Raw genomic sequence first — 21,387 nt, forward strand, 5'->3', positions numbered from 1 at the left:
GATCCGTACCCGACCCACACGAGCGCAACGCGAGGGGGCTGGCCATGGCTATCACCGGACCGAACAGCACTTTCACGGACCACCGGCAGCGGCGGGCCGTCCCGCCCGCGGGCGCGTCCGCCACCCTCCCGGGCCGGTTCGAAGCCCAGGTGTCCCGGCACGCGCACCGCACGGCCCTGACCCTGGGCGACGAACACCTCGACTACGCCGCGCTCAACGCGCGGGCCAACCGCCTGGCCCACGCGCTCCTCGCCCGGGGCGCGGGCCCGGAGAAGCTCGTCGCCCTGGCCCTGCCCCGGTCCGTCGACACCGTCGTCGCGATCCTCGCCGTGCTCAAGACCGGCGCCGGATACCTGCCGTTGGACCTGGACCATCCCCCGGAGCGGATCAACCGGACCCTCGCGGACGCCCGCCCGGTGCTGCTGGTCAGCCACGACCAGATGGACGTCCTCGCCGAGGTGCCCCGTCTCGTCCTGTCCGCCCGGAGCACCGCCGAGGAACTCGCCGACCGGCCGGACGGCAACCCCACCGACGCCGACCGCCCGGCCCCCGTCCGGCCCGCGGGCACGGCGTACGTGATCTACACGTCGGGCTCCACCGGCCGCCCCAAGGGGGTGGTGGTCTCGCACGACAACGTCGTCCGCCTGTTCGGCGAGACGGCCGAGGAGTTCCGCTTCGACGAGCACGACGTGTGGAGCCTCTTCCACTCCTATGCCTTCGACGTCTCCGTCTGGGAGATCTGGGGCGCACTGCTGCACGGCGGCCGACTCGTGGTCGTCCCGTACGAGACGAGCCGGGCTCCCGAGCGCTTCCGCGCGTTGCTCGCCGCGGAACACGTGACGGTGCTCAGCCAGACGCCGTCCGCCTTCTCCCCGTTGATGGACGCCGACCGGGACGCCGAGCCCGCGCGCGAACTCTCCTTGCGCACCGTGGTGTTCGCCGGCGAGGCGCTTGACTTCGGCAGGCTCGCGCCCTGGTACGCGCGGCATCGCGACGACGCCCCGGTTCTCGTGAACATGTACGGCATCACCGAGACCACCGTCCACACCACGATCACCCGACTCACCGCGCAGGACGCCGTGCCGCACGCCGCCAGTCGCATCGGCGTCGCCATCCGGGACCTGTCCCTGCACGTCCTCGACGAGGCGCTGCGCCCGGCTGCGCCCGGAGTCGCCGGGGAGCTGTACGTCTCCGGACCCGGCGTCACCCGCGGCTACCTCAACCGGCCGGCGCTGACCGCCCGGCGCTTCGTGGCCGACCCCTTCGGACGGCCCGGCGACCGGATGTACCGCAGCGGCGACGTGGTCCGCCGCAACGAGCGGGGCGAGCTCGAGTTCATCGGCCGCGCCGACCAGCAGATCAAGATCCGCGGGTTCCGGATCGAACCGGGCGAGATCGAGGCCGCACTCACCGACCACCCCGCGGTGCGCCGGACCGCCGTCGTCGCCCGCGAGGACGTCCCCGGGGACAAACGCCTGGTCGCGTACGTCGTCCCGGAGGTCAGCCCGGAAGCGGGCGACGACGCGGACGCCACGGCCGCGCGGCAGGTGCACGACTGGGAGAAGGTGTTCGACGCGCAGTACGCGGGGCGCGCCGCCCGCCCGGACTTCGGCGAGGACTTCGCCAGTTGGTACGACAGCTACACCGAGCGCGAGCCCATCGCACCGGCGCACATGCGCGAGTGGCGCGACACGACCGTCCGGCGCCTGCGGGAGCTGCGGCCCCGCCGCGTCCTGGAGATCGGCGTCGGCACCGGCCTGCTGCTGTCCCGACTGGCCGCCGAGTGCGAGGAGTACCACGGCACGGACGTCTCCGCAGGCGTCGTCGAGACCCTCGCCGCCGAGATCGCCGCGCGGCCCGCCCTGGCCGCGCGGGTCCGGCTGCGCCATCAGGCCGCGCACGACACCACCGGCCTGCCGCCCCGCCACTTCGACGTGGTCGTCGTCAACTCGGTCGCCCAGTACTTCCCCGGCAGCCGTTACCTCCTCGACGTCCTCGAAAGGGCCCTCGCCCTCACCGCACCCGGCGGCGCCGTCTTCGTCGGCGACCTGCGCGACCTGCGGACCCTGCGCCCCTTCACCACCGCGGCCCAGCTACGCCGTGCCGCACCCGACGCCGACCGGGGCACCGTGCGCCACGCCGTCGAGCGCGCCCTCATGCTGGAAGAGGAGCTGCTGCTCGCCCCCGACTTCTTCCACGCCTTCGCGGCCCGCGAGAACGCGGTCGGCGCCGTCGACGTCCAGGTGCGCCGCGGCGCCCTGCACAACGAGATGACGCGGTACCGCTACGACGTCGTCCTGCACAAGGCGCCCGTGCGGACCGTACCGAGCGGCGGGACACGGCTGCGCTTCGGCGACGAGGTGCCCGGCGCGGACGAGCTGGCGACGTATCTGCAACAGCAGCGCCCCGAGCGGCTGCGGGTGCTGTCCGTCCCCAACAGCCGCGTCACCCAAGAGGCCGCCGCGGCAAGGGCGTTCGACAACGGCGCCGACCTCGCGGACGTGCGGCGCATCCTCGCGCGAAGGCCCCGAGGCGTCGATCCCGAGGACCTCTACCTGCTCGGCGAGCGCCTCGGCTATCGCGTCGCCGTCACACCGACGGCGCGCACCGCAGACACGGTCGACGCGGTCTTCGCCCGCGGCGCGAACACCGCCGGCCGCGTCCTTTCGGCGTACGAGCCCGACGGCACGCCCGCCGACCCCGCGGCGTACGCAACCAGCCCGGTGGCCGCCCGCCGCGCCGCGCAGCTCACCGCCGCACTCCGCGCACACCTGAAGGAACGGCAGCCCGACTACATGGTGCCGTCGGCCGTGGTGCTCCTGGAGCGGCTGCCCCTGACCGTGAACGGCAAGCTGGACCGCGCCGCCCTGCCCGCGCCGGTCGTCGAGGCGCAGTCCGGACGGGGCCCCCGCACCGAGCGCGAGGAGGTGCTGTGCGCCCTGTTCGCCGAGATCCTCGGCGTCGAGGGCGTCGGCATCGACGACGACTTCTTCGCGCTCGGCGGCCACTCGCTGCTCGCCACCCGGCTCGGTTCCCGGGTCCGCGCCCGGTTCGGCGCGGAACTCGCCGTGCGCACCCTCTTCGAGCACCCCACCGTCGCCGAGTTGGCGCCGCGGCTCGATACCCCGGCGCAGGCCCCGGCCGACGCCCGGCCGGCGCTGCGCGCCGTCGAGCGCCCCGACCCGCTCCCGCTCTCCTTCGCCCAGCGCAGACTGTGGTTCCTGCACCGCCTCGAAGGAACGAGCCGGGCCTACAACGTGCCCTGGACGCTGAGGTTCACCGGCCACCTGGACGTCGACGCGCTGCACGGCGCGGTCGGTGACCTCGTCGCCCGCCACGAGTCCCTGCGCACCCTCTTCCCCGACCGGGACGGCGAGCCGTACCAGCGGATCCTCCCGCCGCAGGACGCCCGGCCGCCGTTCACGAAGACGCGCACGACCGAGGCGGCGCTGCCCGGAGCGCTCGCCGAAGCGAGCGGCCACCGCTTCGACCTGGCCGCCGGCCTGCCGCTGAGGGCCCGGTTGTTCGCGGTGTCCGCGACCGAGCACGTGCTGCTGCTCCTGGTGCACCACATCGCCTGCGACGGCTGGTCGTTCGCGCCGCTGGCCGAGGACCTGATGTCCGCCTACGAAGCCCGCAGGACGGGCGCGCCCCGCGACGGCGACGAGGGCGGCCGGGACGCCGCGGTCCAGTACGCCGACTACGGCCTGTGGCAGCGCCGGGTGCTGGGTGATCCCGACGACCCCGCGAGCCCCCTCGCCCGCCAGCTCTCCTACTGGCGGCGGCACCTGACGGGCCTGCCCGACCAATTGGAACTGCCGTGGGCCCGCCCGCGCCCCGCCGAACCGACCTACGGCGGCGAGAGCCTCTCCCTCGCCTGGAACGCCGACCTGCACCGACGCCTGTCCGAACTCGCCCAGGAGACCGGGACGAGCATGTTCATGGTGCTCCAGGCGGGTCTCGCGGCACTTCTGACCCGGCTCGGCGCGGGCGAGGACATCCCCATCGGCTCACCCGTCGCGGGCCGTACCGACCAGGGCCTCGACCGCTCCGTCGGCTTCTTCGTCAACACCTTGGCCATACGCAACGACACCTCGGGCAACCCCTCCTTCCGCGACCTGTTGCACCGGGTGCGCGACGTGGCCCTGAGCGCGTACGAGCACCAGGACGTGCCCTTCGAGCACCTCGTCGACGAGCTCAACCCGCCCCGCGTCATCGGCCGCCATCCCCTCTTCCAGGTCTCGCTGGTCCTGCAGAACACGCCCGTGCCCCGCCTGGACACCCCCGGGCTCGACGTCACCACCGGCCTGCTCCACCCGGGTTCGGCCCGCTTCGACCTGCTCCTGAACATCGAGGAGCGCTTCTCGGAGGACGGCGCGCCGGCAGGACTGACCGGCTTCTTCGAATACAGCACCGACCTGTTCGACCCGGCGGCCGTGGCCGCCCTCGCCACCCGCCTCGCCCGGCTCCTGGGCGCGGCGGCGGACGCCCCGCACACGCCGATCGGACGGCTCGACGTCCTCAGCGCCAAGGAGCTGCGGCTGTTCGAGGAGTGGAACGACACCGCGCGGCCCGTCCCGCCCGTCACCCTGCCGGACCTGTTCGAACGGCAGGCCGCCCGCACGCCGGACGCCACGGCCGTCGTCAGCGGGGCCGTCCGCCTGTCCTACGCGCAGCTCAACGCCCGCGCGAACGGCCTCGCCCACCGGCTCATCGCCGCGGGCGCGGGACCGGAGGGCATCGTGGCTCTGGCGCTGCCCCGGTCGGCCGACACGGTCGTGGCGCTGCTCGCCGTCCTCAAGTCGGGCGCCGCCTACCTGCCGGTCGACCCCCGCCACCCCGCGGAACGGATCGCGTTCACGTTCCGGGACGCCGCGCCCGTCTGCGTCGTGACGGACCTCGAACCCCCCTGCGAGCTGCCCGCCTCGGTGCCGCGCGTCCACCTGGACGGCAGTGCCGACGCCTCCGGCGATGCGCCGGGCGACCCCCGCGACGTCGACCGGACGCTGCCGCTGACGCCGGCGAACGCCGCGTACCTGCTGTACACCTCGGGTTCGACCGGCCGCCCCAAGGGCGTCATCGTGCCCCACTCCAACGTGGTGAACCTCGTGCTGTGGGGACGCGAGGCCCTGGGGGACCAACGGTTCGCCCACGCGCTGGCCGCCACTCCGCTGACCTTCGACGTGTCCGTCTTCGAGATCTTCGGCCCCCTGCTCACGGGCGGCGCCGTCGAGGTCGTGCCGGACGTGCTCGCGCTCGCCGAACGCCCGGGCGGGCGGTGGAGCGGAAGTCTCGTCTGCGGTGTGCCGTCGGCCCTTTCCCAGCTGGTGCAACAGCACGACGTGGACCTGCGGGCGGACGTGGTCGCGCTCGCGGGTGAAGCGTTGTCCGCGCACACCTTGAAGGAGATCCGGGCCGCCGTGCCCGGGGCCCGCGTCGCCAACGTGTACGGCCCCACCGAGGCGACGGTGTACACCACCGCCTGGTTCCCGGACGGCGCCGACACCGCGGCCCCGCCCGTCGGCCGCCCGGTCCGCAACACCCGCGTCCACGTCCTCGACGCGCACCTGCAACCCGTACCGCCGGGCGTGACGGGCGAGTTGTACGTCGCTGGCGCAGGACTGGCCCGTGGCTACGCGGGCAGGGCGGGGCTGACTGCCGAGCGATTCGTGCCCGACGTGTTCGGCGCACCGGGGGAACGGATGTACCGCACCGGTGACCTGGCCCGCCGGGGCGCCGACGGCAACCTGGAATGCCTCGGGCGCGCCGACGACCAGGTCAAGCTCCGCGGCTTCCGCATCGAGCTGGGCGAGGTGGAGGCCGTCCTCGCGACCCACCCCGGCCTGGCGCAGACCGCGGCCGCCGTGCGCGAGGACCGGCCGGGCGACCCGCGCATCGTGGCGTACTACGTGCTCGCCGACCACGTCGAACACCACCCCGACGGCGCCGAGTTGCGCGATCACCTGGCCCGCAGGCTGCCCGAGTACATGATCCCCTCCGGCTTCGTACGACTGGAGCGGATGCCGCTGAACCCCAGCGGCAAGCTCGACCGACGGGCCCTTCCCGCCCCCGACGACACGGTGGCGCGGCCTTCCGGACGACGGCCGCGCACCGCGACGGAGAGGGCCCTGTGCGACCTGTTCGCCGAGGTGCTCGGACTGTCGGACCTCGGCATAGACGACGGCTTCTTCGACCTCGGCGGACACTCCCTGCTCGCCGTCAAGCTCGTGACCCGCATCCGCACCGCCCTGGCCGTGGACATCGGCATCCGGGCGGTGTTCGAGGCGCCCACCGTTGCCGCGCTCGCCCTGCGGCTGGGGCCTGTCTTACGGATCAGGCTGGATGAGTGAGCGGGGTCTGGTGCCGTGGATCTCAAGGCGGAGGAGGGAGTCAATGCGGAGTATTGGCGACCGACGACAACGCGGAGAGGCTCGGTGCCAGGGCACGCGAGCCCAGCAAGATCCGTAAGACAGGCCCCAGCCCCGACGGAACCTCAGAACCGACCCCAGCCGGAATCCCATAAGGAATGGGAGTGAGAGCATGACGAATCATCACGAAGACACCCCTGCATGCGCAACGACCCCCGATGGTTCGCCCGCCGTGCCGCTGTACCGCACGATGCGACTGATCCGCCGCTTCGAGGAACGCTGCATCGAGCTCGTGAAGGCCGGAGAGATCCCCGGCGGCATCCACCCCTACACGGGGCAGGAGGCCGTGGCCGCGGGCGTGTGCGCGGCCCTGCGCGCCGACGACGTCATCACCAGCACCCACCGCGGCCACGGCCACGTCCTGGCCAAGGGCGCCGACCCGGCCCGGATGATGGCGGAGCTCGCGGGGCGGATCACCGGGCTCAACAAGGGCCGGGGCGGCTCCATGCACGCGGCCGACGTCAGCCTCGGCATCCTCGGCGCCAACGGCATCGTCGGCGCCGGGGCGCCCATCGCGACCGGTGCGGCGTGGGCCGCGGCGCGCGCCGGCCGGGACACGGTCGCCGTCAGCTTCTTCGGCGACGGCGCCGTCAGCCAGGGCGTGGTCCTGGAGTCCTTCAACCTGGCGTCGCTGTGGCGCCTTCCCGTCCTCTTCGTCTGCGAGAACAACGGGTACTCCTCGACGGCCACCGTCGAGGACCTGGTCGCGGGTTCGATCACCGCCCGTGCGGAGGCGTTCGGCATGCCGGCGGCGTCGGTCGACGGCATGGACGCCGAGGCCGTGCTCGCCGCCACCCGCGTGTTCGTCGAGCGGGCCAGGGCGGGCGGCGGACCGGCGTTCCTGGAGTGCCGCACCTACCGGTTCGACGCCCACCACACCTGGGAGTACCGCTCGTTCGTGCGCTACCGCACGAAGGAGCAGGTGGACGAGGGCCGGCGCCGTGACCCCGTACGGATCCAGGGCGAGCGGATCCCGGACGCGGCCCGCGCCCGCGCCGACGACGAGGTGGAGTCCGTCCTGGCGTCGGCGGTGCGGTTCGCCCTCGACAGCCCCGATCCCGATCCGGTCGACGCCCTTGAGTACCTCTATGCGACGGGGCTGCGCCCCCGGGCGGGAGTGATCACCAGTGCCTAAGCTCGGCTATCTCACCGCGCTCACGCGCGCCCTGGCCGACGAACTCGAACGGGACCCCGGGGTCTGCGTGTTCGGCGAGGACATCCGGGTGGGCGTCGCGAACGTCACCAAGGGGCTGGTGCAGCGCTTCGGCCCGGAGCGCATCGTGGACATGCCGCTGTCGGAACAGGCGTTCACCAGCTTCGCGACCGGTGCCGCGCTGTCCGGGCACCGCCCGGTGATCGAGTTCCAGATCCCCTCGCTGATGTTCCTGGTCTTCGAGCAGATCGCCAACCAGGCGCACAAGTTCTCCCTCATGACCGGTGGCCAGGCCAACGTGCCCGTCACCTATCTGGTCCCCGGTTCCGGCTCCCGCACCGGCTGGGCGGGCCAGCACTCGGACCAGCCGTACAGCCTGTTCGCGCACGTCGGCCTCAAGACCGTGGTTCCTTCGAGCCCGTCCGACGCCTACGGCCTGCTGGTCTCCGCGATCCGCGACGACGACCCGGTGGTGGTGCTCACGCCCGCGGCGTCCTCGATGAGCTTCGAGAGCGTCGACCTCGGCGAGCTCGCCCCGCTGCCACTGGGCGTGGGCCACGTGGCGCGCGAGGGTTCGGACGTCACGGTGGTGGCGGTGGGCCACTTCGTCGAGCAGGCCCTCGACGTGGCCGAGGAACTGGCGGACGACATCTCGGTGGAGGTCTTCGACCCGCGCACGGTCTACCCCTTCGACTGGCCCGGCCTCGCCGAGTCGGTGAACCGCACCGGCCGCCTCGTCGTCATCGACGACTCCAACCGGTTCTGCGGCCTGGGCGCCGAGATCGTCGCTGCGGCGTCCGAGGAGATGCGCCTGGTGGCGCCGCCGCGCCGGATCACACGTCCCGACGGTGCGGTGCTGCCGTTCGCGCTCGGACTCGACCGCGCGGCGCAGCCGCACCGCGACCAGTTGACGACGGCGATCCAGCAGGTCTGCAAGGCGCACCGATAGTCGGGGCCGCCGTACCAAGCCGTGAACCGCCGGGAGACCCGTCCGAGAAGCCCGGCCCGGGCCGCGGCGGGCTCCGGCGGGTCCTCAGCCGGGAGGAAGAGGGGAAGCGCACCGTGCCGGTGATCGCCGTGAACGGAATTCGGCTCTGCTACGACGACGTGGGATCGGGCGACCCGGTGGTGATGATCCAGGGCACGGGAGGCAGCCGTACCGCATGGCAACTGCACCAGGTCCCCGCGCTCACCGCGGTCGGGTTCCGCGTGATCACCTTCGACAGTCGGGGGGTCCCGCCGACCTCCGAATGTCCCGAGGGCTTCACCCTCCAGGACATGGTCGACGACGTGGCCGGGCTCATCGAACGACTGGACCTCGCGCCCTGCCGGGTTGTCGGCACCTCCCTGGGCGCGTTCGTCGCCCAGGAACTCGCCCTGACCCGAACGGAGTTGGTCAGCCAGGTCGTCCTCATGGCGACGCGGGGCCGCACCGACGCGGTACGCGCCGCCCTCGCCCGCGCCGAGATCGAACTGCACGATGCCGGCGTCCGGATCCCGGACCGGTACGCCTCCGTGGTGCGCGCCCTCACTTCGCTGTCGCCGCGCACCCTCGACGACGACGCGGCGATGGCCGACTGGATCGACCTCTTCGAGCTGACGACCGCGGCGGGGCCAGGACAGCGCGCCCAGATGGAGGTCGGCAGGTTGGACGACAGGCTCGCCGCGTACCGGGACATCCGGGTCCGCAGTCAGGTCATCGCCTTCGCTGACGACCTGCTCTGCCCGCCCCACTTGGGCCGGGAGGTCGCCGACGCGATCCCGGGCGCCGAGTACGAACTGATCGCGGGCTGCGGCCACTACGGCTATCTGGAGGACCCGGTGACGGTGAACAAGGCGATGGTGGAGTTCCTCACCACCAAGGCCCCCTGACACCTGCCGCCCGCTGCGCGCTGTTGTGCCTCTGGACGGTGCAGCCACGGGCACGGCCGCCGGGTGTGGCGGCCGTGCCCAACGGGTTCCGGGCGGGTGGGCCCGGGGGTGTCAGGCCGCGGGCACGGTGTCCGCGAAGGTCGTCCCCGCCGCCCGGTACGCCGCGACCCGCTCGGCGACCTGTGCGGCGGACAGCACCTCGTCCTTCACGTGCAGCACGTAGTCCACGTGCTGTTCGTACGCGCGGGGCTCGGTGCTCGACTGCCCGGCCAGGCCCGTCAGCCACTGGTTGAAGGCGATCAGCATGGGGCGTTCGGGCAGGAACGCCGCGTCGTGGGTGGCGAAGAGCCGGCCGTCGACGTAGTAGCGCACGGCGGTGTCGTCGATGGTGAGGACCAGGTCGCGCCAGCCGCCGTAGCCGGCGCGGTCGGCGGTGTGCCGGTTGACGACCTGCCCGGTGTTCGGGTCGTACGTCTCCCAGGAGGTGGCGAAGAGGGTGTTGCCCGTCTCGCCCCAGCCGCCGTTGGGCAGGTACTCGAAGTCGTACTCGGCGTAGTCGTCGGCCATCGGCGCCTTGAGGTCGTTGATGGCGAAGAACGTCTGGATCACGTGATCGCCGTCGGGACCGCTCACGGGCGCGTCGCTGAACTTCACCCGGGCCGCGTAGGTGCCGTTGCGGAACTTCATCGCCGACGTGGATATCTCCGCCTGCCGGGTGCTGGCCGCGCTCCCCGCGGTCTCGGTGCGCAGCGTCATCGCGGAGGCGCCGTCGGCGGTGCCGAACGAGACGTTCTCGGGCGTCCAGGTCGCGCCGGGCACCCCCGGGCCGCCGGGCCAACTGCGCAGGCTCCAGCCGTGGGCGGAGAGCGCGGGGTCTGCGGACCCGGTGTACGCGAAGTCGTCGAAGAGGGCGCGTGCGGGCGGATCGACGGGCCCGCCGCCCGGCGCCGTACCCCACACCGCGGCACCCGCGTGGTGCGCGGTGACCTTGGGCCAGTCGGCGTACGTGGTCCGCTCGGCGCCGAAGGAGTAGTCGTCGGACTGCTTCAGGGGCTGCCAGTCGGCGCGATGCACGCGCAGCCGGATCTCGCCGGTGTCGGCGCCGGGGGCCAGGGAGCCCGCGGCGGCGGTGAAGCCGATCTCCAGGTAGCGGTCGGCGGTCGCGGTCGGCGTCGCCACGGGGGCGAAGGCGCCCGTGACGTTGGCGCAGCCCCGCACCGCCCAGTCGCAGGCGAAGCGGTGGACCGCGCCGGGCGCGTCGGCGGTGAAGTAGTAGCGCAGCTTCACATCGGCCAACCGGACGGGCGCGGCACCGGTGTTGCGCACGGTGAGCTGAGGGGTGGCCTGTTGCGCGCCGACCGCGGCGGCAGTGGTGCGGTACTGCACGGCGAGACGCACGTCGGTGGCTCCGCCCGGACTCGTACCGGCACTCGCGGCCGGGGTCGCGAGCCCGAGGGAGGCGAGGGTCGCCGCGAGCACGCCGACGGCGGCGGTGCGCAGCCGCCGGTGGGGGGATCTTCGCATCTGCTGTCTCTCCTGAGGTGGGGGGAGCAGTGATCACCGGGCGGTGATCGCGCAGAACCTACAGAAGGACGGGCGGGGTGCGGTAGGGGACGAAAGATACGACGCCCCGTCAGATCCACTGCGGGTCCGGGGACTAGAGAGGCACGGTCCGCGCCGGTACGAGTCGTCCGGCGGGGCTGCGCTCGCCGTGCCGGTCTTCGCCCTCGGCGCGCTTGGGCCCGAGGTGTTGACGCACCCCCGGCGTGCGGCCCGATGCTCGCTCACGTCCCAGAACGTGAGCGGACGACGACACAGAGGTGCCCCTGACATGAATTCCACCAGAACCAGCCGGCCGGGCCCGTCCCGCAGTCGCCGCGTCGCGATGCTGGCCACCGGCGCGACGGCCCTCGCGGCGCTGCTCGCGCCGAACGCCAGCGCCACGGCCACGACCACGGCCGCGCCCACGCCCTCCGCCGCGGCCACCGGCCCCAAGGAGGGCGCGCGTTCGTCGACCGCGGCCCATCCGGGGCCGGTCCTCGACGTGCAGCAGGCGGCCCGCGCACAGGTCGACGAGTGCTTCACGTCCATCGGCGGACCGAGCCCCGAGCCGAAGGACGGCGCCTGCCCGTCCGGCTCGCAGCCGAAGATCAACGGTGCGTACGTGTGGAGCGCGGCCCGCTCCGGCGACTACGCGTACTTCGGCACGCTCTCCAACGTGACCTGCAACGCGTCCTCCACCTACTCCGGAGACACCACGCCGTACCTGGTGAAGAACGCGGACGTGTGCGAGTTCGGCAAGGGCGCGAGCGCCGGGGAGTTGGGCGAGATCTACGGCGACGCCCGCACCCCGCAGGTGCTGCGCGTCAACGCCGACACCCAGAAGGTGGAGGACCTCACCCCCGCGTCGGATCCGCTGCTCAAGCGCACCGTCGGACTGCGGGGCGCCGCCGCCCACGAGGACGTCGTCTTCCTCTTCGGCCAGTTGGTCAACGAGGGCCAGGCGGTGGGCCAGGGCCTGTCGATGTTCGCCTTCGAGGGCTCCACCGGGAAGTTCCTCGGCTCCAAGGCGTACACGGACCTGGTCAGCGCGCGCGGCGGCGTGGTGGCCGCGGACGGCAACCTGTACCTGGCGGGCCGGGCGCCCGGCGTCAACGGCGGTCGGGTGCTGCGGTGGACCGGTGACAAGGAGGCACCGTTCTCCTTCGAGGTCGTCGCCCAACTGGCGAACGACCCCGGCTACCTCACCACCTTCAAGGACCGGCTCGTCGCCTCCGGCTGGGGCACCCAGGTGCCGGGCGAGCGCGGCGCGGTCAGCGGCGGCCCGGCGAAGGTCTGGATGAGCCCGCCGATCCCCTCGGCCGGACTCACCTTCGACGGCGCGGCGGCCTGGCAGCCGATCTTCTCGTGGGACGAGTACGACCCGGACCCGGTGCTCAGCAAGGGCGTCGCGTGGGGGGCGCTCACCGAGTGGCGCGGCGAGTTGTACGTCGGCAGCTACAACCAGGCCGCCGTCGGCGCGGTCCAGACCATGTGGCAGGCGTACGGGCAGCCCAAGGGCGACGTGCTGCGCAAGCGGGACATGCTCTCCGCCAGCCGCCCCACCACCGTGTTCCGGATCAGCGACCCGGGCACCGAGCGCCAGCGCACCACCCTGCTGTACGGGGAGGAGAAGCTGCCGGTCTACAACCCGAACACCAAGCGGTGGACCGCCAAGGCCAACCTGCTGGGGCAGAAGCCGAAGTTCGGCCCCTCGGGCTTCAACGGCAACGTCGGCAACGCGTACGCCTGGACCTTCACGGTCTTCCAGGACCGGCTGTACATGGCCACGTTCGACAGCACCGGGCTGATCACCCCGGGCGCGCACTTCACCGCGGTCAACAACGGGCTGTCACGGACGACGAAGAGGAGCCTGGAGTCGGTCGTCGGCCCGTCCCTGAAGGCGACGCTCGGCGGCGGTGACGTCTGGCGGATGGACGACCCGGCCCGGCCGGCGGTGCCGGAGACCCTGGACGGCTTCGGCAACCGCTCGCAGCACGGCGTGCGCGTGTTCCTGCCCTTCGAGGACAAGGGCCTGCTGTACGCGGGCATGGCGTCGTCGTGGAACCTGCGGGCGACGGCGAAGGACCGGGGCGGGTGGGAGCTGAACCGCCTGGTGCGGGGCGAGGGGCGGGGGCGGCTGGACGCGTCCCTCCCGCCCGACGCCCGCGACGCCGCGCGCAGCGCGGGGGTAGCGGCGCCCCAGCCCTAGCCGCTGCCCCCCTGCGGGGCGTCAGCCTCCGCGCCCCGGTCCCGCGTACTGCTCGCGCATCTCCGCGCCCCAGACCTACCCGCCGCTTCCCTGCGGGAGCATTGATTCCTGCGGGCCGGTGGTGGGCTGGTCGCGCAGTTCCGCCCCCTACGCTCGCTCAGAGGGCGTGGTGGTACCCCCAGCGCCCCTGTTTCGCTCCTACTGTCGACCCCCTGCGGGTACCACCCGGGCCCCCTACGCCAGAGGGGCGTGGGCAATGAGGGGCGCGGGGAACTGCGCGACCAGCCCACCACCGGCCCGCGGAGACCAACGCACTGTCGGAGCAACGGCGCGTCCGTCACGTGGCGCCGGAGCCACCAGGGCGCGGAGACCGACGCTCCCGCCAGAGCAACGGCGCGTCCGTCACGTCGTGCTGGAGCGGCCCAGGCTCATGACCTCCCCGGAGGGGCGACGTGGGCGTCGCGGCCGCGGTTCACCAGGCGGGTGACCTGTTGGCGGGAGTGGCCCGACATGCGGGCCAGTTCGCTCAGCGTCAGACCGCCGTCGTCGACCGCCGCCCGGTAGCCCTCCACCCGCGCGTGCGTCAACGCGCCGTTCAGCGCCTGGAACGCCGCCGAGAACTCCGCCCACGCCTCCCGCGTCGCGCCGCCGCCCAGCACCACCGGCGGTGGACCGGGGCGGCGCAGGGCGCGCAACGCAACGAGGGAGTGCTCCATCTGCTCCAGCGCACCGCGGAAGTCGGCGCAGGCCGCCAACGCGGTGTCGATCACCCGGTAGAACTCGGCGAGTTCGTCGTACGGAACGCCCGCCACCACCCCGGCTTCCGCACCCGCGCCCGCGTTCGTACCGCCGCGCCCCTGCACCCACATCACGACTCCCTCCCCGAAGTTGCGTCAACTCCCGAACAAGTGAATCCGAAACACCCCTTCCAGGGAAGAGAAGAACCGCTCGTCACCCCATTTCTCAACACATCCATGGACCCAGACGTTATTCGTCCCTAACGTGAAGGGACGCCCCGAACCCGGAGGTGACCGTGCCCGGACAGAACCACCCGCACCACCCGAAGCGACCGGTGACACCAGGTCGCCACCGCGGCATCGGCGGCGTCCGCGGCGTCCTGGCCGCGCTCGGGGCGTTCAGTGCGCTGCTCGCCGTGGTCGCCGCGGCCACCGTCCTCGCGCCCGTCGACCCCGCCGCGGCGCAGGCCGCCGCCCGCAAGACCTCCGGCACCGTCGACGGCCCTCCGCTCGACACCCCGCCCGACCGGCTCGCCGCCGCCCTCGACTGCCCGTCCGACTTCCCGCGCTCACAGCGCGAGCCGGTCCTCCTCGTCCACGGCACCGGCGTGGACGCGGCGCTCAACTGGGGCTGGAACTACGCACCCGCACTGCGCGCGCAGGGGTACGACGTGTGCACCGTGGACCTGCCCGCGCGGTCCACCGGCGACATCCAGGAGTCCGCCGAGTACGTCGTCCACGCCGTCGCCGCGCTGCACGCGGCCACCGGCCGCAAGGCCGACGTCGTCGCCCACAGCCAGGGCGGGCTCCAGGTCCGCTGGGGGCTGACCTGGTGGCCGGGCATGCGGGCCGCGGTCGACGACGTCGTCAGCCTCGGCACCCCCGAGCACGGCACCGCGGCGGGCGACCTGCTGTGCGCGCTGCCCTGTGCCGCCGCCGCGCACCAGATGAAGCGCGGCTCCGCCTTCCTCACCGCGCTGAACTCGGGCGACCAGACCCCCGGCGACGTCTCGTACACCTCGATCTTCACCCGGGACGACCTGGTCGTCACGCCGTACCGGACCGCGGCCAAGGAGGGGGCGCGCAACATCGGGATCCAGGAGGTGTGCGGCATCCGGCTGGTGACCCACATCGGCCTGGTGTACGACTCGGTGGCGTTCCGGCTGGTGCTGGACGCGCTCGGCCGAGCCGGGCCGGCCGACCCGAAGCGGCTGCCGGCGGGGGCGTGCTGGGGCGATCCGTACGTCCCCGGGGTCGACGCGGGTGACGTCCTGCACGCGACGACCGTGGTGGCGCCCGCGGCCGCCACGGCACTCGCCACGGCGGCCAAGACGCACCGCGAGCCGGCGCTTCGCCCGTACGCCGCCACCGGGGGCTGACCGCTCCGCGCACAGCCCCCGCACAGCCGACTCACAGCCCCCGCACGGCGTGGCCCGGCCGCCGGAAGAAGTCCGTCCCAACCATAGACAGTCACGTTAGCCTGAATTAACTTCGCTCCCATGGGGCGCCCCCTCAAGCCCCTCACTCCGCGCTTGACGGCCGGATACATCTCTTCGCCGTCGCGCACATGACAACAGAACGAGCTACTGGCTGTTCACTAGACGCTTTTCGTCCCGCCTCCACCGCCAGTCACCAGGAGAACTCGTGACCCACGCCTGGCCCTCGTACCTCCCGTCGTCCCTCGAAATCCCCCGGGTCGGCGTCGACGCGATCCTCGCCGGCGCCGCCCGCGCCTACCCGCGGCGCGTCGCCCTGCGGGACGGCGCCGAGTCGCTGACGTACGAAGAGCTGCGCGAGGCCGCGCTGCGGCTGGCCGGCGCGCTGCGCTCCCGCGGCTTCGAGCCGGGCGACGTCGCCGCGCTGCACATGCCGAACACCCTGTGGTACGTCGTGGCGTACTACGGGGCGCTCTGCGCCGGTCTCACGGTCGCGCCGATCAATCCCGCACAGCCCTCCGAGGCGCTGCGCGGCCAGCTCGACGACTGCGGGGCCGCCGCGGTCTTCACCCACCCCGCTGCCGTCCGCACTCCGGAGGCCGTCGCGGTCGTGGACCGGGCGCGGCTGGTGGTGCACGTGCCGGCAACCGCCGCGGGCCCGGCCCCGTCGGACACCGCGCTGCCGCAGGGCTGGTCCGCGCTGGCCGACCTGCTGACCGGCCCGCCGCTGGCGGACTACCGGCCCGACCCGGAGCTGGTGGCCCACCTCCAGCTCACCGGCGGCACCACGGGACGCACCAAGGCCGTGCGCGTACTGCACCGCAACCTCGTCGCCAACGTGCTCCAGACCGCCTGCTGGCGCTCCTTCTCCCGGCCGGAGCTGGACGAGGACGGCGGGCTGCGCGCCCGCCGCTCCCCCGACGCGCCGGACCTCGGCATCGTCCCGGGCGAGTGCGTCAACCTGACCGTCGCGCCGCTCTTCCACGGCCTGGGGCTGGTGGGCCACAACGGCAACACGCTGATGGGCGCCACCTGCGTGATCTCCGGCGGCGGCTTCCACGCGGACAAGTTCGTCGGGGACATCGAGACGCACGGCGTCACCCACATCTCCGGCTCCCCCGCGATGTTCTACGCCATGCTCGCCAGCCCCGAGCTGGACCGGCGCGACCTGTCGTCGCTGCGCCTGGTCACCTCGGGCGCGGCCCCCATCGACAGCAAGGCGCTGGCCCGGCTGCGCTCCGTGCTGCCGCAGGCGGAGGTGTCCGAGGGCTACGGGCTGAGCGAGGCCACGATGGGGGTGACGATCACCCCGCCGGGCACCGCCCCGCGAGACGGTTCCGTGGGGCGCGCGCTGCCGCTCACCACCGTCGAGATCCGCGCGGAGGACGGGGTCGGCGTCCGCCCGGCCGGCGAACCGGGCGAGGTGTGGGTGCGCGGCCCGCAGGTCACCGACGGGTACCAGGGCGAGCCGGAGCTGACGGCCGAACAGTTCGTCGACGGCTGGCTGCGCACCGGCGACGTGGGGCGACTGGACGGCGACGGCTTCCTCCACCTCGTCGGCCGGGCGAAGGACATGCTCATCTACAAGGGCTACAACGTCTATCCGCAGCCGCTGGAGGACGTCCTGTGCTCCCACCCGGACGTGGCGCAGGCGTCCGTCGTCGGGCGGCACGAGCCGGCCGTCGGGGAGGTCCCGGTCGCGTTCGTGGTCGCCCAGCCCGCCGCCCGGGAGCGGGCGGAGCGCGACGGGGCGTTCCCGGGCGAGTTGATGGCGCACGTCGCCGCGCGCGTCGCGCCGTACCAGAAGGTCCGCGAGGTGCACGTGGTGGACGCGCTGCCGCTGACGCCCACCGGCAAGGTCCTCAAGTCCGAGCTGCGCCAGCGCCTGCGGCAGCGCCCGGACGCCTGACGGCGACGCCCGGACGTTTGACGCTGCCCGCCGAACGCAACCCGGTGCGGCGTCCCCGCCGTCGTACCACCGCACCCCCGTGCACCACCCCGCAACACAGAGGAGCCCCGCATGTCCGCTGAGCGCGAAGTCATTTCGTACCAGGAGCTGTTCATCGGCGGTCGCTGGACCGAGCCCGCGGGCGGCGACGTCATCGACGTCGTCTCGCCCGTGACGGAGCAGGTCGTCGGCCGGGTGCCGTACGCCACCGCCGCCGACGTGGACGCGGCGGTCGCGGCGGCCCGCGCGGCCTTCGACCACGGGCCCTGGCCGCGCACCCCGCTCGCCGAGCGGATCGCGGTCGTCACCCGCATCAAGGACCTGATCGCCGAGCGCCACCAGGAGTTGGCGGAGCTGATCACCCTGCAGAACGGCTCGCCCCTCGCGTTCTCCGTGCGCGGACAGGCGCTGTCCGCGGTCGGCGCGTTCGGCGCGGCGCTCGCCGTGGCGGCCGGTTTCCGACCGGAGGAGGAGCGCACCGGCGTCGCCGGGCCCGTCCTGGTCCGCCGGGAGCCGGTGGGCGTGGTGGCCGCGGTCACCCCGTGGAACGTGCCGCAGATGACGATCGCCGCGAAGCTGGCGCCCGCCCTGCTCACCGGCTGCTGCGTGGTCCTCAAGCCGTCGCCGGAGACCCCGTTGGACGCCAACTGGCTGGCCGACGTGTGCGTGGAGGCGGGGCTGCCCGACGGCGTGCTGTCGGTGCTGCCGGGCGGCCGGGACACCGGTGCGCACCTGGTGGGCCACCCGGACGTCGACAAGGTCGCCTTCACCGGTTCGGTGGCCGCCGGGAAGGCCGTCATGGCCGCGGCGGCGGACAACTTGACGCGCGTCTCGCTGGAGCTCGGCGGCAAGTCGGCGGCGATCCTGCTGGACGACGCCGACCTCGCGACCGCCGTGCCCGCGATCGTCGCCGGCACCTGCGGCGCCAACAGCGGTCAGGCGTGCGTCGCCCTCACCCGCGTCCTGGTCCCCGACGCGCGCTACGACGAGGTCGCGACCGCGCTGACCCGGGCCTTCGCGGCCCTCCCGGTCGGCGACCCGGCCGACCCCGCGACCGTCGTCGGCCCGCTGGTGACCCGGGCCCAGCAGCAGCGGAACCTGGAGTACGTACGGATCGGACGGGACGAGGGCGCCACGGTGCTCACGGGCGGCGGGGTGCCCGACGGCCTGACCCGCGGGTGGTACGTCGAGCCCACCCTGCTCGGCGACGTCACCAACGACATGCGGGTGGCCCGCGAGGAGATCTTCGGCCCCGTCGTCTGCCTGATCCGGTACGGCACCGAGGGCGAGGCCGTCGAGATCGCCAACGACTCCGACTTCGGCCTGTCGGGCGCGGTGTTCTCCGCGGACGGGGAGCGGGCGGCGGCCGTGGCCCGCCGCGTCCGCACCGGCACCATCACCGTCAACGGCTTCCGGCTCGACCTCGCCGCGCCCTTCGGCGGCTTCAAACACTCCGGCCTCGGCCGCGAGTTCGGCCCCGAGGGCCTGGAGTCCTACGTCGAGTACCAGACCCTCAACCTGCCGCGCCCCGCGACGGACTAGGCCGCGTCCGCAGGCTTCGTCGCACGTCCCTGCGCGTTGGACGTAGCCGCCGATTCCCTGCGGGAGCGTCGGTCTGCGCGGCCCGGTGGCGGGCTTGTCGCGCAGTTCCGTCCCCCCAGGCCCGCTGGGGCCGAGGGCGCGGCACTGCGCGAACAGCCCACCACCGGGCCGCAGACGCGACAACACGGCCCGCCGCACGGCGAAACCGCGCCGACCACCGAGGCAAACGAGGGGTTCCGGATGCGATCCGGGCCGACCCCCCGCAACCCATCACGCACCAGGAGACGTTCATGCACGCAGCCATCCTCCACGCCACCGGTGACGAGAACCTGGACGTCGCCGAGGTGGCGTCCGCGTCGTTCGGGCCCGGGCGGGTCCGGGTGAAGATGCACCGGGCCGGGCTCTGCCACTCGGACCTGTCCGCCATGAGCGGGGTGCTCGCCCACCCCGCCCCCTTCGTCCCCGGCCACGAGGGCGCGGGGGAGGTCGTCGAGGTCGGGGAGGGCGTCACCCACGTCGCGCCCGGGGACCGGGTCATCGTCTGCTGGATGCCGCCGTGCGACGTCTGCGCGGTCTGTGCGACCGGCGACACCCACCTGTGCCGCAGCGGCTTCGGCAACCTCGCCACCCCCAACTTCCGGCACGGCGACCGGGCGCTGCCCGGGATGATGGGCGCCGGGACCTTCGCCGAGGAGGTCGTCATAGCGGGGTACGCGGCCGTTCCGGTCCCCGACGACGTGCCGTACGACATCGCCGCCCTCATCGGCTGCGGGGTGACCACCGGCATCGGCGCGGCGCTGAACACGGCGCGGGTCCGGCCCGGCTCCTCCGTCGTGGTGATCGGCCTCGGCGGAGTGGGGGTGAGCATCCTCCAGGGCGCCAAGGTCGCCGGCGCCGCGCGGATCCTGGCCGTCGACCCGACGCCCAACCGCCGGCGGATGGCACTGGAGTTCGGTGCCACCGAAGCGGTCTCCCCCGACGAACTCGCGGACGCCGCGAAGCGGTCCAACGGGGGCATCGGCTTCGACTACGCCTTCGAGGCCGTCGGCAAGGCCGGCACGCTGCGCGCCGCGTACGACGCGACCCGCCCGGGCGGCACGGTCTGCCTCGTCGGCGCGGGTGGCCGGGGCGATCTGACCGACCTCAACCTCGCCGAGCTCGTGATGAACGAGAAGAAGGTGCTGCCGTCCTTCTACGGCGGCGGCGACGTCCGCCGTACGTACACCACGATCATCGACCTGTGGCGCGCGGGCCGGATCGACCTGGAGTCGATGATCACCCACCACGTGCCGCTGAGCGGGATCAACGAGGCCATCCGCCAGATGCACACCGGCGAGGCGCTGCGCACCGTCATCGACATCGCCTGAGCTTCCCCCCTACCGACGTCCGTTCGGCCCACGTGCCCCGGAGAGCTGCATGCGCGACGCCGTGATCGTCGACGCGGCACGCACCGCCGTCGGCGACCGAGGCGGCTCCGGGGCCCGGCCGACGACCACCCTCGTCCACCACGTGCGGGACAACGGCATCCGCTACGGCCTCCCGTCCCCGTGCGGGGCGGGCGGCCCGGCGAACGCGACCGTCCTGGAACTCCTCCCGGTCGGATTCGCTCCACGGCCGAGCAGAGCCTCGCCTCGACGGCCGGTCGGCTCAGCGAACTGCATCAGACGCGGTCCACGAGCTGAAATCCGGGTACCGACGTCTCCGCTAGGGCCCACAGCACGGACACGGTCACCGGCAGATGGAGGTTCTGGTCCACCGTTCGTAGCTCAGGGCCCTCGGCCAACTCCCGTGCGTAGTAGCCGAACCTGCCATCGCTCTGCTGCTGGCTCTCCAAGTACCGCGTGGCCCAGTCGACGGCCTCCGGGTCGGGCACGTCGAGGTACGCGAGGGTCCGCAGCAGGGTCGTCCCCAGGATCAGGTCGTACTCGCTCAGCTTCTGCAGCAGGAGGACCGGTAGGGCCAGCAGCAGACCGGGGTCCGTCCCTGGTGCCTTTCGCGCACCGAACAGGGTGGCCCCGGCGACGGTGTTGCAGAGCTGTCTGAGGACGCCGTTCTCGGCCAGGAGCAGCGACCTCACGGAAGGGAACGACCCCCCGTCGCCGGCCCGGCTGGTCCGGAACGGGCCCTCCCCCATGGCGGTCAGAAGGTGCGCCAGTCCCGTCAGACCGATCGGAACGGTTCCCACGTCGCGCAGGGTGGCCGAGGTCTCCCGGGTGAAGGACGCCAGCGCACGGGACTCGGCGCCCCGGCTCCGCATGATGCCGTGGCACAGCAGCAGCAGCTTCGCGTCGTGGGCGAACGGATCGAATCCACCGGCGTCGTAGGCGTGGTCGAGCCTGCCGCGCAACTCCCCTGCCATCTCGCCCACACGGGCGGCCGCGAGAGGAGCCCCCGCCTTCTCCGCGAGGGACGTGCCGAACAGCGCCTGGAGTTGATGGTTCACGGAGGCGTCCGGGGCGTGCGCCGCCGCGAAGACGAACTCGGCAGCCCGCTCGAAACTGGCGCGACACCGCGTCATCG

Annotated in this window: 12 protein-coding genes; 9 read left to right on the forward strand and 3 right to left on the reverse strand. The window is 73.2% G+C overall.

The features are described 5' to 3' along the window. The first annotated feature begins 44 nt into the window (after nucleotides 1-44). From ACH4E8_RS29955 to ACH4E8_RS29970, 4 genes are all read left to right on the forward strand, one after another. Nucleotides 45-6,350, forward strand: coding sequence for an amino acid adenylation domain-containing protein (locus ACH4E8_RS29955; protein WP_398454098.1), 6,306 nt, complete (start codon nucleotides 45-47; stop codon nucleotides 6,348-6,350). A gap of 190 nt (nucleotides 6,351-6,540) precedes the next feature. Next, a complete protein-coding gene (locus ACH4E8_RS29960) occupies nucleotides 6,541-7,563 on the forward strand; it encodes a thiamine pyrophosphate-dependent dehydrogenase E1 component subunit alpha (protein ID WP_398454100.1) in 1,023 nt (340 codons plus the stop codon). Then, entirely contained in the window at nucleotides 7,556-8,530 is a 975-nt protein-coding gene (locus ACH4E8_RS29965) for an alpha-ketoacid dehydrogenase subunit beta (RefSeq protein ID WP_398454102.1), read from the forward strand. Before ACH4E8_RS29960 ends, ACH4E8_RS29965 begins: the two co-directional genes overlap by 8 nt. Before the next feature lie 113 nt (nucleotides 8,531-8,643). Further along, complete coding sequence (locus tag ACH4E8_RS29970) at nucleotides 8,644-9,453, forward strand: alpha/beta fold hydrolase (RefSeq protein WP_398454105.1); 810 nt, start codon at nucleotides 8,644-8,646, stop codon at nucleotides 9,451-9,453. 111 nt (nucleotides 9,454-9,564) lie between these two features. Here ACH4E8_RS29970 and ACH4E8_RS29975 read toward each other — a convergent pair whose 3' ends face one another. Continuing rightward, a complete protein-coding gene (locus ACH4E8_RS29975; protein ID WP_398454107.1) occupies nucleotides 9,565-10,977 on the reverse strand; it encodes a cellulose binding domain-containing protein in 1,413 nt (470 codons plus the stop codon). Nucleotides 10,978-11,284: 307 nt separating this feature from the next. Between ACH4E8_RS29975 and ACH4E8_RS29980 the strand changes: the two genes are divergently transcribed. Next, on the forward strand, nucleotides 11,285-13,204 hold the full coding sequence (locus ACH4E8_RS29980; RefSeq protein ID WP_398454110.1) for a hypothetical protein: 1,920 nt from the start codon (nucleotides 11,285-11,287) through the stop codon (nucleotides 13,202-13,204). Nucleotides 13,205-13,632: 428 nt separating this feature from the next. On the opposite strand, the gene ACH4E8_RS29985 is transcribed toward ACH4E8_RS29980, so the two are convergent. Next, entirely contained in the window at nucleotides 13,633-14,076 is a 444-nt protein-coding gene (locus tag ACH4E8_RS29985; RefSeq protein ID WP_398454112.1) for a hypothetical protein, read from the reverse strand. A gap of 161 nt (nucleotides 14,077-14,237) precedes the next feature. On the opposite strand from ACH4E8_RS29985, the gene ACH4E8_RS29990 reads away from it, so the two are divergent. The 4 genes from ACH4E8_RS29990 to ACH4E8_RS30005 all read left to right on the forward strand — a co-directional run bounded on the left by ACH4E8_RS29990 (nucleotide 14,238) and on the right by ACH4E8_RS30005 (nucleotide 20,234). After that, nucleotides 14,238-15,320, forward strand: a complete 1,083-nt coding sequence (locus ACH4E8_RS29990; protein WP_398454115.1) for an esterase/lipase family protein — start codon at nucleotides 14,238-14,240, stop codon at nucleotides 15,318-15,320. A gap of 265 nt (nucleotides 15,321-15,585) precedes the next feature. Then, nucleotides 15,586-17,286, forward strand: a complete 1,701-nt coding sequence (locus ACH4E8_RS29995) for a class I adenylate-forming enzyme family protein (protein WP_398454117.1) — start codon at nucleotides 15,586-15,588, stop codon at nucleotides 17,284-17,286. A 111-nt stretch (nucleotides 17,287-17,397) separates the two neighbouring features. Further along, nucleotides 17,398-18,867: an aldehyde dehydrogenase gene (locus tag ACH4E8_RS30000; RefSeq protein WP_398454120.1), complete on the forward strand. Its 1,470-nt coding sequence runs from the start codon at nucleotides 17,398-17,400 to the stop codon at nucleotides 18,865-18,867. Nucleotides 18,868-19,157: 290 nt separating this feature from the next. Continuing rightward, on the forward strand, nucleotides 19,158-20,234 hold the full coding sequence (locus tag ACH4E8_RS30005; protein WP_398454123.1) for a zinc-binding dehydrogenase: 1,077 nt from the start codon (nucleotides 19,158-19,160) through the stop codon (nucleotides 20,232-20,234). A 293-nt stretch (nucleotides 20,235-20,527) separates the two neighbouring features. On the opposite strand, the gene ACH4E8_RS30010 is transcribed toward ACH4E8_RS30005, so the two are convergent. Then, on the reverse strand, nucleotides 20,528-21,385 hold the full coding sequence (locus tag ACH4E8_RS30010) for a hypothetical protein (protein ID WP_398454125.1): 858 nt from the start codon (nucleotides 21,383-21,385) through the stop codon (nucleotides 20,528-20,530). Nucleotides 21,386-21,387: the final 2 nt, after the last annotated feature.

This window comes from Streptomyces sp. NPDC017979, from assembly GCF_044328175.1.
GTDB lineage: Bacteria > Actinomycetota > Actinomycetes > Streptomycetales > Streptomycetaceae > Streptomyces.